This window comes from Ferrigenium sp. UT5, from assembly GCF_045866295.1.
Classification (GTDB): domain Bacteria; phylum Pseudomonadota; class Gammaproteobacteria; order Burkholderiales; family Gallionellaceae; genus Sideroxyarcus.
Genome location: NZ_BAAFRY010000039.1, coordinates 1 through 9,134 on the forward strand (window position 1 = coordinate 1; position 9,134 = coordinate 9,134).

Annotated in this window: 5 protein-coding genes and 6 tRNA genes; 3 read left to right on the forward strand and 8 right to left on the reverse strand. The window is 57.4% G+C overall.

Translation table 11 applies throughout. The annotated features are described in order from the left end of the window. Nucleotides 1–705: 705 nt before the first annotated feature. Both ACKTSJ_RS10680 and ACKTSJ_RS10685 read right to left on the reverse strand, forming a co-directional pair. Nucleotides 706–779: transfer RNA gene (locus tag ACKTSJ_RS10680), tRNA-Cys, on the reverse strand. 59 nt (nt 780–838) lie between these two features. Continuing rightward, nucleotides 839–914, reverse strand: a tRNA-Gly gene (locus tag ACKTSJ_RS10685). Nucleotides 915–1,062: 148 nt separating this feature from the next. Between ACKTSJ_RS10685 and ACKTSJ_RS10690 the strand changes: the two genes are divergently transcribed. Together ACKTSJ_RS10690 and ACKTSJ_RS10695 are read left to right on the forward strand one after the other, a co-directional pair. After that, a tRNA-Leu gene (locus ACKTSJ_RS10690) sits at nt 1,063–1,152 on the forward strand. A 143-nt stretch (nt 1,153–1,295) separates the two neighbouring features. Next, nucleotides 1,296–1,613, forward strand: coding sequence for an HU family DNA-binding protein (locus ACKTSJ_RS10695; RefSeq protein ID WP_407900086.1), 318 nt, complete (start codon nt 1,296–1,298; stop codon nt 1,611–1,613). Between the two features lie 122 nt (nt 1,614–1,735). Here ACKTSJ_RS10695 and malQ read toward each other — a convergent pair whose 3' ends face one another. The 6 genes from malQ to gltX form a co-directional block, all read right to left on the reverse strand. After that, complete coding sequence (gene malQ / locus ACKTSJ_RS10700; RefSeq protein WP_407900088.1) at nt 1,736–3,313, reverse strand: 4-alpha-glucanotransferase; 1,578 nt, start codon at nt 3,311–3,313, stop codon at nt 1,736–1,738. After that, nucleotides 3,310–4,476 (reverse strand): nucleotide sugar dehydrogenase, encoded by a 1,167-nt coding sequence (locus tag ACKTSJ_RS10705; protein WP_407900090.1) that lies wholly within the window; start codon nt 4,474–4,476, stop codon nt 3,310–3,312. Before ACKTSJ_RS10705 ends, malQ begins: the two co-directional genes overlap by 4 nt. Nucleotides 4,477–4,569: 93 nt before the next feature. Next, nucleotides 4,570–6,564 carry a UvrD-helicase domain-containing protein gene (locus tag ACKTSJ_RS10710; protein ID WP_407900092.1) on the reverse strand — a complete coding sequence of 665 codons (1,995 nt, stop codon included), beginning with the start codon at nt 6,562–6,564 and terminating at the stop codon, nt 4,570–4,572. A gap of 53 nt (nt 6,565–6,617) precedes the next feature. Then, nucleotides 6,618–6,693: transfer RNA gene (locus ACKTSJ_RS10715), tRNA-Glu, on the reverse strand. A gap of 20 nt (nt 6,694–6,713) precedes the next feature. Then, a tRNA-Ala gene (locus ACKTSJ_RS10720) sits at nt 6,714–6,789 on the reverse strand. 57 nt (nt 6,790–6,846) lie between these two features. Beyond that, nucleotides 6,847–8,253 (reverse strand): glutamate--tRNA ligase, encoded by a 1,407-nt coding sequence (gene gltX / locus ACKTSJ_RS10725; RefSeq protein WP_407900094.1) that lies wholly within the window; start codon nt 8,251–8,253, stop codon nt 6,847–6,849. 118 nt (nt 8,254–8,371) lie between these two features. Between gltX and ACKTSJ_RS10730 the strand changes: the two genes are divergently transcribed. Beyond that, nucleotides 8,372–8,446: transfer RNA gene (locus tag ACKTSJ_RS10730), tRNA-Val, on the forward strand. The last annotated feature ends 688 nt before the right edge of the window (nt 8,447–9,134 follow it).

The following is a 9,134-nucleotide window of genomic DNA, read 5'->3' on the forward strand; positions in this document are numbered from 1 at the left end:
ATCTCCTTGGTTTCTCCAGTCCGAAAATCGGAACGGAGGAGGTTAATCACCTGGGTAATTTTCAGCGCGCAGACACTAGGAAAAGTGGGGAATTTTCAACGCGTACCAACACTCATTGACCAGATGGTCAGCGGCCCGATACCGCCGAGGCGGTGAATGCCGCTTCCACGCCGCATAGCCACTGGCGCTTACCCCGAGCCCGTCACACATCCATTCCGTCGGCCAAGCGTTCTGCTGCGCTATCCATGCGTACTTCACAGTGACTCCCTCGCGAAGTACGCCGCCGCTTTTTTTAAGATTTCGTTCTCCGCTTTAAGTCGCATGACTTCTGCGCGGAACCTTGACAGATCCATCTGTGCAGGTTTGATTCCGCCCTCAACCAACTTGACCGCTTCACGCTTGAGTTCTTCCGTATAACTCTGCCTCGGTATCCTGAGCATTTCCTACCTCCTGTCGCAATTCTAGCCTCCGCTACGTTGGTATCCGGAATTCAGGGGTAAGCTCACTTCCTTTTAGATGCCATGCCGCTCTCCCAATGCAAACTCCCGTCATCGGATTATTGTGCGATCCACGGTTGGTTCTGCCACCCAAGCAGGGTGGTTTGATGGGAGATCATGGGGGTTTTCTGGACAAACAAGCAACAGGAAGCCCATCGTGCGGATGGTCTGAATGGCCCATAAAGGCCGCTGCTATTGGGTTTTAGAGTGGAGGCGCGACCCAGAGTCGAACTGGGCTCTACGGATTTGCAATCCGGTGCATAACCGCTTTGCTATCGCGCCGTGATGCGTTGCGCTGCTGCTCGAAAGACAAGGGAAAGCGCCATGCTTTCCCCAAAATTTGGAGCGGGAAACGAGACTCGAACTCGCGACCTATACCTTGGCAAGGTATCGCTCTACCAACTGAGCTATTCCCGCAAAATTGAGGGTTCGCATTATATGGATTAAGGCGAGGGTGTCAAGAAAGTTGCGAATATTTTTCACGCTTTCCTACTCGCGTTGCGCTCTCTGTATAATGCGCCGCTCTGTGGCGGCAGCCTGCCCGATCACGCGCACTGCAGAATGCGCCCGGATGGTGAAATTGGTAGACACAACGGACTTAAAATCCGTCGAGGCTTAACCCCTCGTACCGGTTCGATTCCGGTTCCGGGCACCAGAATTCCTGCGCTGCAGTTTCCTGCAGAAAATTGTCGTGCCGATTGGCTGAACCTGTGATATATCAAGGGTTGCGTGGTTTGTGGCATAGATATTTTTTTTTGTTGCAAAACTTGAAAATATCCAGAACAATCCGCCCCGGAGTTGCTTCCACCCCCCACAACAAAGGAGAAACGTATGAACCGCAAAGAACTGATTGATGCACTTTCCAGCAAAACCGGTAGCAGCAAGGCTGATGCAGACCGCAATATCGCCGCACTGATCGAGATCGTCACGGCTACCCTGAAGAAGGGTGACAACGTTGCGCTGGTTGGCTTCGGAACGTTCGAAGTGCGCAAGCGCGCTGCTCGCACAGGCCGCAATCCTGCCACGGGCGCCGAACTGAAGATCAAGGCTTCCAAGGCGCCGGCTTTCAAGGCGGGTGCGACTTTGAAGGCTGCTGTCAACGGTGGCAAGAAGTAATCACTCCACGCCTTTCTCCTGATCTTGCGTGCCTGATCGCCGCATGATTCGGGAGGAATGAAAAAGGGTTGAATCGAAAAGATTCAACCCTTTTTATTTTCCTGACTGGACTGTCTGCGCTTTCAGGCGAGACGCGGGTTGCGTTTTGTCTCTGCGGTCAAGGCGGCCAACGCGAGGGTTTTCTGCTCGTCCAGCATGTCCCAGGCAAAGCGCCATTCCCAGTTATTGCAGGCTTTCCCGGGGAAATTCATGCGATGCGCGCCATCGAGGCCGATGACATCCTGTAGCGGATAGATCACCGTATTGGCGACTGAGGCGGACAAGACTTTGATCATGTCCCAGTTAATCTGGCTGCCATCGCAGCTCAGATAGCGCCGCGCGAAATCTTTTTCGTGCGCGCTGGCCGAGTTCCACCAGCCGAGGCTGGTGTCGTTGTCATGCGTGCCGGTGTAGGCGACGGTGTTGGCGATATAGTGGTGCGGCAGGAAATAGTTGCGCTCGTCTTCGCCGAAGGCAAATTGCAGGATGCGCATGCCGGGCAGATTGAACTTGTCCCTTAACGCGATCACATCGGGCGTGATGAGTCCCAGATCTTCGGCGATGATGGGCAGCGTCTTGAAGCTCTGTTTGAACGCATCAAACAGCTTTTCTCCCGGGCCCGGCCGCCATGCGCCATTGATCGCGGTCGCTTCATCGGCAGGTACTGCCCAGTAATTGGCAAACCCGCGAAAATGATCGATCCTGACCATGTCGAAATGGTGCAGCGCATGCTTCATGCGTGCGATCCACCAGGCGTAACCGTCTTGTTCGTGGCGCTCCCAGCGATAGAGCGGATTGCCCCAGAGTTGCCCCGTCTTGCTGAAGTAGTCCGGAGGCACCCCGGCCACGCTCGTCTGGCAACCCTTCCCGTCGAGTTCGAACAGGTCCTGATGTCCCCAGACATCGGCACTTTGATAGGCGACGAAGATCGGCACGTCGCCGACGAGGCGGACGCCGTTGGCATTGGCATAATGCTTCAGTTTTCGCCATTGGCGGTCGTAGCACCACTGGCAGAATTTCCAGAAGGTCATTTCGCCCGCAAGGGATTGGGTCGCGCGCTGCAGCGCATCCGCCGTTCGCTGGGCCAGGCCATCCGGCCAGGTATTCCAGTCGCGCCAGGATTGACCGGCCCAGACGGACTTGAACAGGGCGTAGTCATTCAGCCAGTATCGCTCGTCTTCACAGAATTTCGCAAAAGCAGCGTGAAGACGTTTGTTGTGTTGTGCCTGAAAACGCTCGGCGGCGATGCGCAGCAATTCCAGTCTGGATTGTTTCACTGCGTCGTAATCGACGCGGTCGCTGGCCACAGGCGCGGCAGGCAGTTCGTCCGCCTTCAGCCAGCCCTGTTCAATCAGTTCGTCCGGGTCGATCAGCAGGAAGCTGCCAGCAAATGCCGAGCTGCTCATGTAAGGCGAATTGCAGGAACCGGCTTCGCCCAACGGCAACATTTGCCAGTTGGATTGCCCCGCACTGGCCAGCCAGTCAACGAAACGGTAGGCGGACGGGCCAAAATCTCCGCAGCCGTGCGGGCCGGTAAGGGAAGTCGGGTGGAGCAGGATGCCGCTGGTGCGGCTGGCGAGCGGGTTCAATTTGGAATGTGTTGTTTTATCAGGTTTTAGGGGGTGGATCGTAGCAGTTTTTCCTGGGCCGGACGGGCTCAATCCTTTCCGAACAAGTCGCGGCTGTACACTTTATCCGCTACATCGCGGAGGTCGTCGGTGATGCGGTTGGCCACGATGACATCGGATTCCCGTTTGAATTGTTCCAGGTCGTTCACGACTCTGGAATGGAAGAATTCCGCCTCTTTCAACGCGGGTTCGTACACGATGACCTCGATGCCTTTGGCCTTGATGCGCTTCATGATGCCCTGGATGCTGGAAGCACGGAAATTGTCGGAACCGGCCTTCATGATCAGGCGGTGGATACCGAGCACGCCGGGATTGCGCTTGAGGATGTCGAAGGCGATGAAATCCTTGCGCGTCGTGTTGGACTCGACGATGGCATGGATCAGGTTCTGCGGGACATCGCTGTAGTTGGCCAGCAGTTGTTTGGTGTCCTTCGGCAGGCAGTAGCCGCCGTAGCCGAAGGAGGGGTTGTTGTAGTGGTCGCCGATGCGCGGGTCGAGGCTGACGCCGTCGATGATTTGGCGGGTGTTCAAACCGTGCGTGGCGGCATAGGTGTCGAGTTCGTTGAAGTAGGCCACGCGCATTGCCAGATAGGTGTTGGCAAACAGCTTGATGGCCTCGGCCTCGGTGGAATCGGTGAACAGGGTGGGGATGTTCTGCTTGACCGCGCCCTGTTTCAGCAGGTTGGCAAAAGTCTCCGCGCGCTCGGAGCGTTCGCCGACGACGATGCGCGAGGGATGCAGGTTGTCATACAGGGCGCGCCCCTCGCGCAGGAATTCCGGCGAGAAGATTAGCCGGTCGCAGTTGAACTGCGCCCTCGCCTTGCGGGTATAGCCCACCGGGACCGTGGATTTGATGATCATCACCGCCCCCGGATTGATGGCCAGCACATCCTTGATCACGGCCTCGATCGACCGGGTGTTGAAGTAGTTGGTCTCGGGATCGTAGTCGGTGGGCGTGGCGATGATGACGTAATCTGCGCCGGTGTAGGCCTCCGCCTTGTCCAGGGTGGCGCGCAGGTTAAGCGGTTTGTGCGCCAGGTAGTCCTCGATCTCGACGTCTTCGATCGGCGACTGTTTGCGGTTCAGCATCGCCACTTTGTCCGCAACGATATCGAGCGCCACCACTTCGTTGTTCTGTGCGAGCAGGATGGCGTTGGAGAGACCGACGTATCCGGTTCCGGCGATGGCGATTTTCATGAGGGTATTTCCAATTTTCGTCTGGTTTGAAGGGTGCATTATTAAAGTGGGCTTATTTTACCGGATTTTGGTGACAGCCCGTGGCTGGCTCATTTATGCAGTTCCCAGCATCGCTTTCATTCTGGCCAGCCTGTCCATGCCTTGTTCCTTGGTCACCGCAGGCGCATTGCCCGCAGTCACCACGCCCGCATAGACGATGTCCGCCTGCGGCAGTTCGGCGATGAAGCGGCTGGGGTCACAAGCCGTGTGTTCCTTGCCGCGCCTGCGCCGGGTACAGTAGCTGATCTGCAGCGAGCGTTGTGCGCGGGTGATGCCGACGTACATCAGGCGGCGTTCTTCCTCGATCTGTTCCTGGGATGCGCTGCGCTCGTGCGGCAGGATGCCTTCTTCCGCGCCAACCAGGAACACATGGCCGAATTCCAGGCCCTTGGCCGCATGCAGGGTGGAAAGCGACACGGCATCGGTCTCCTGCTCGCGCGACTCGAGCAGGTTGAGCAGGGCGATCAGTTGCGTCATCGCAATCATCGACTTCTCGTCCGTTTCGGATTTCTTGTTCATCCAGCCGACGAAGTCCTGCACGTTCTTCCACTTGGTCTCCGCCTGGCGCGGTTCGAAGCTGTCGAACAGCCATGCCTCGTAGTCGATGGCGCTCATCAGGTCGTTCATCACCTGGTTGCAGGGTTCCCTTTCGGCACGGGCCTGCATGCGGTTGATGAAATTGCAGAAGGTGAGCAGGTCTTCGTGCTGGCGTGCCTGCAGTTGTTGCGCCAGCGCGGGTTCAAAGGCGGCCTCGAACAGGCTGATGTGGCGCGCAGCGGCATGGCCGGCCAGTTTTTCCAGCGTGCTGTTGCCGATGCCGCGCTTGGGCGTGGTGCTGGCGCGGATGAAGGCCGGGTCGTCGTCGGGATTGGCGATCAGGCGCAGGTAGGCGATGAGGTCCTTGATCTCGGCATGGTCGAAGAACGAGGTGCCGCCGCTCACGGTGTAGGGCACCTTGTGGGTGCGCAGCTGTTCCTCGAATACGCGCGACAGGTGGTTGCTGCGGTAGAGGATGGCGTAGTCGGCGAAGCGCGTGCGGTGCTCGAACTTGTGCGCCAGCAGGCGCAACACCACCGATTCCGCTTCGTTTTCCTCGTCCCGGGCCGCGAACACGCGCACCGGATCGCCGGGGCCGTGCTCGCTCCACAGGTTCTTCTCGAACAGCTTGGTGTTGTTCCGGATCAGGTGGTTGGCGCTTTGCAGGATGCGCTGCGAGGAGCGGTAATTCTGTTCCAGCTTGATCACGCGCAAGGTGGGGTAGTCTTTTTGCAAGTTCTGCAAGTTGGCGATGCTGGCGCCGCGCCAGGCATAGATGGACTGGTCATCGTCGCCCACCACGGTCACGGCAGCGCGGTCGCCGGCCAGCAGTTTCATCATCTGGTACTGGCAATCGTTGGTGTCCTGATATTCGTCGATGAGCAGATAGCGAAAGCGATGCTGCCAGCGTTGCAGCGCCTCTTCCTGGGTCTGGAACAACTCCACCGGCAGCCGGATGAGGTCGTCGAAATCCACCGACTGATAGGCGCGCAGCGTTTCCTGATAGCGCCCGTAGAGCAGGGCGATGCGCTGCTGCCCCTCGTTTTCGGCCAGACTCGCGGCCTGTTGCGGCGTGAGAAAAGCCGTCTTCCAGTTCGACATCACGCTTTGCGCGGCGCGGATCTCCTGCTTGTCCGGGCTGCCCAGCAGTTCGCTGACGATCTTGCCGGTGTCGGCGCTGTCGAAGATGGAAAAACTTTTCTTGTAGCCGAGCAGCGGCGCCTCCTCGCGCAGGATTTGCATGCCCAGCGCATGGAACGTGCTGAGGATCAGCCCTTTGGCATCACGCCCGCCGAGGAGTTGCCCGACGCGCTCGCGCATCTCGTTGGCGGCCTTGTTGGTGAACGTGATGGCGGCGATGTTGCGCGGAGAATAGCCGCACTCGTTGATGAGATAAGCGAGTTTGTGCGTGATGACGCGCGTTTTGCCGCTGCCCGCACCGGCCAGGACCAGCAAGGGGGAGCCCAGATGTTTGACCGCTTCACGTTGCGTGGGGTTGAGGTTGCTTAACATCCGGCACCAGGTCTAAATGAGAAAAGGCCCACATTGCTGTGAGCCCTGAAAGGTGGCGTCCCCTACGAGATTCGAACTCGTGTTATCGCCGTGAAAGGGCGGTGTCCTAGGCCTCTAGACGAAGGGGACTGCGGTGCTGCTTCTCTTTTTGGTGGAGGTAAGCGGGATCGAACCGCTGACCTCTTGCATGCCATGCAAGCGCTCTCCCAGCTGAGCTATACCCCCGGGGTGCCCCGAAAAGAGCGCGCATTATAGTGATGGCCCCAGACCTTGTAAAGCGAGTCAGCCGGTTTTTTTCGCGAGGTTTCTTTCGATGCGTTGCAGCACCATTTCGCGCGTGAACAGCGCGACCAGCGCATCCACCGAGGGGGTATGCGTTTGCCCGGTGAGCATCACGCGCAGGGGCATCGCCAGCTTGGGCATCTTCAATCCATGGGTGGCGAGGACTTCCTTGATGGAGGCGTTGATCGCTGCCGTTTCCCAGGTGACAGTGGCGAGGCGCTGGGCAAGGTCGCTCAAGGCGGGGATGGCCCCGGCAGAAAGTTGCGCATCGAGCAAAGCGGCATCCGGATGCAGATCGATATAAAAAACTTCTGCCGCATCGGCAAGTTCGTTCAAGGTCGCAGACCGTTCTTTATACAAACCGACAATGGCGGAAAGATCCGGTGTTGCACCAACTACGATGCCGCGTGCGACCAGGCGTGGGAGCACTTTTGCAGCCAGTTGCGCATTGTCGGTTTGCTTCATGTAATGGTTGTTCAGCCACTTCAGTTTTTCAGTATTGAATTGCGCGGCAGAAGGCGTGATGTGATCCAGATCGAACCACTCGCAGAATTGTGCGACAGAGAAAACCTCATCATCACCGTGCGACCAACCCAGGCGGGCGAGGTAGTTGATGACCGCTTCCGGCAGGTAACCATCGTCGTCGTACTGCATCACGCTCACTGCGCCGTGGCGCTTCGATAGCTTGGTGCCGTCGTCCCCCAGAATCATCGACAAGTGGGCATATCTGGGCACGGTCGCACCCAATGCCTTGAGGATATTGATCTGGCGCGGCGTGTTGTTGACATGGTCGTCGCCGCGAATCACCTGGGTAATACCCATGTCCCAGTCGTCCACCACCACGCAGAAGTTATAGGTCGGCGTGCCGTCGGCGCGGGCGATGATGAGATCGTCCAGTTCGGCGTTGCTGAATTCGATAGGGCCCTTGACCAGATCCTTCCAGCCGACGACACCCTCGGTTGGATTTTTGAAACGCACCACGGGTTTGATCTCGGCGGGAACGGGCGGCAAAGTCTTGCCCGGCTCCGGGCGCCATGTTCCATCGTAACGCGGTTTTTCACCGCGCATCCGCTGTGCCTCGCGCATAGCATCCAACTCGGCCGGCGAGGTGTAGCAGTAATAGGCCTGACCCGTTGCCAGCATCTGCTGGATGACTTCCCTGTAGCGTGGCATGCGCTGCATCTGATAGAACGGACCCTCGTCGTAGTTCAGACCAAGCCAGTTCATGCCGTCCAGTATGGCTTGCACGGCTTCCGGCGTGGAACGTTCCAGATCGGTGTCTTCGATGCGCAGAATGAACGTGCCCCCGTGCTTGCGCGCATAGGCCCATGAAAAGAGTGCGGTACGGGCGCCGCCGATGTGCAGGTAACCGGTGGGGCTCGGAGCGAAACGGGTGCGGACAGTCATGATGTTTCCCTGAAGGTGAGGCTGGAAATGAGGGCGCGCATTTTACGCCAGATGCCGGGGCCGGATAAAACAAATTGACCCGCAATATGGCCCTGTGATTAAATGCGCGCCCTCGATTGGGCGGTTAGCTCAGTGGTAGAGCACTGCCTTCACACGGCAGGGGTCACTGGTTCGAACCCAGTACCGCCCACCAATCAAACAATGAGTTAGCATCATCCTCAATCATTGTTCGTAATTCAAAATCACGTGTTTTGCGCACGAATTTTGCACAGATTTGCACAATCTATTTCTATCAACTCTTCTCTTGAATTACGTCCAGTGAGACTGAGGTTGACTTCATCGTTGTGATGTACAAAAATAGAAAAGCCTGCCGCTGAAGGCGATAAAGAGACACAGCATTCCAACAGCCACAAGGCACATCAACACAATCTGGCTAGGATAGCCCAGTTCCACTTCTGAGAAGTTTAGGAGAGGAGATGGGGTCAATACGTCCATATTCCAAGTTCAAAACAGCCACGCAGGCACCAACTTCGATTCCCGCGTCGAAAATGACAAACAAGCGCACCTTCACGCAAGGTAGCGCTAGCCTTTGCTGCGGGCTAAGCGGCGAGTAGTGGATGTGCAGCGCGGGAAGCGCTCCGAATCGGGAGCGTCCAGATGGACAAAGAGATACAGATTCAACATCGCATCCGCGATGAACTTGCGGCAAGTTACCCTGGAGTATTCAACTTTGACCGTAGGACAGTGGCTCAGATTGTGGGCTGCTCGGTAGTTAGTGCAACATTGTTTCTGTAAATTCCGAACCCGGCCTGGCGAACGGGTTTGCAAGTAAAAATCCTTGAGGGTTATTCTAACCACAACCCCGAAGGAGAAGCACCATG

Excerpts from the sequence above, each read along its gene's own strand:
- ACKTSJ_RS10705 (WP_407900090.1), bottom strand. The coding sequence starts at position 4,476 with ATGAAAATCGCCATCGCCGGAACCGGATACGTCGGTCTCTCCAACGCC.
- ACKTSJ_RS10710 (WP_407900092.1), bottom strand. The coding sequence starts at position 6,564 with ATGTTAAGCAACCTCAACCCCACGCAACGTGAAGCGGTCAAACATCTG.
- gltX (WP_407900094.1), bottom strand. The coding sequence starts at position 8,253 with ATGACTGTCCGCACCCGTTTCGCTCCGAGCCCCACCGGTTACCTGCAC.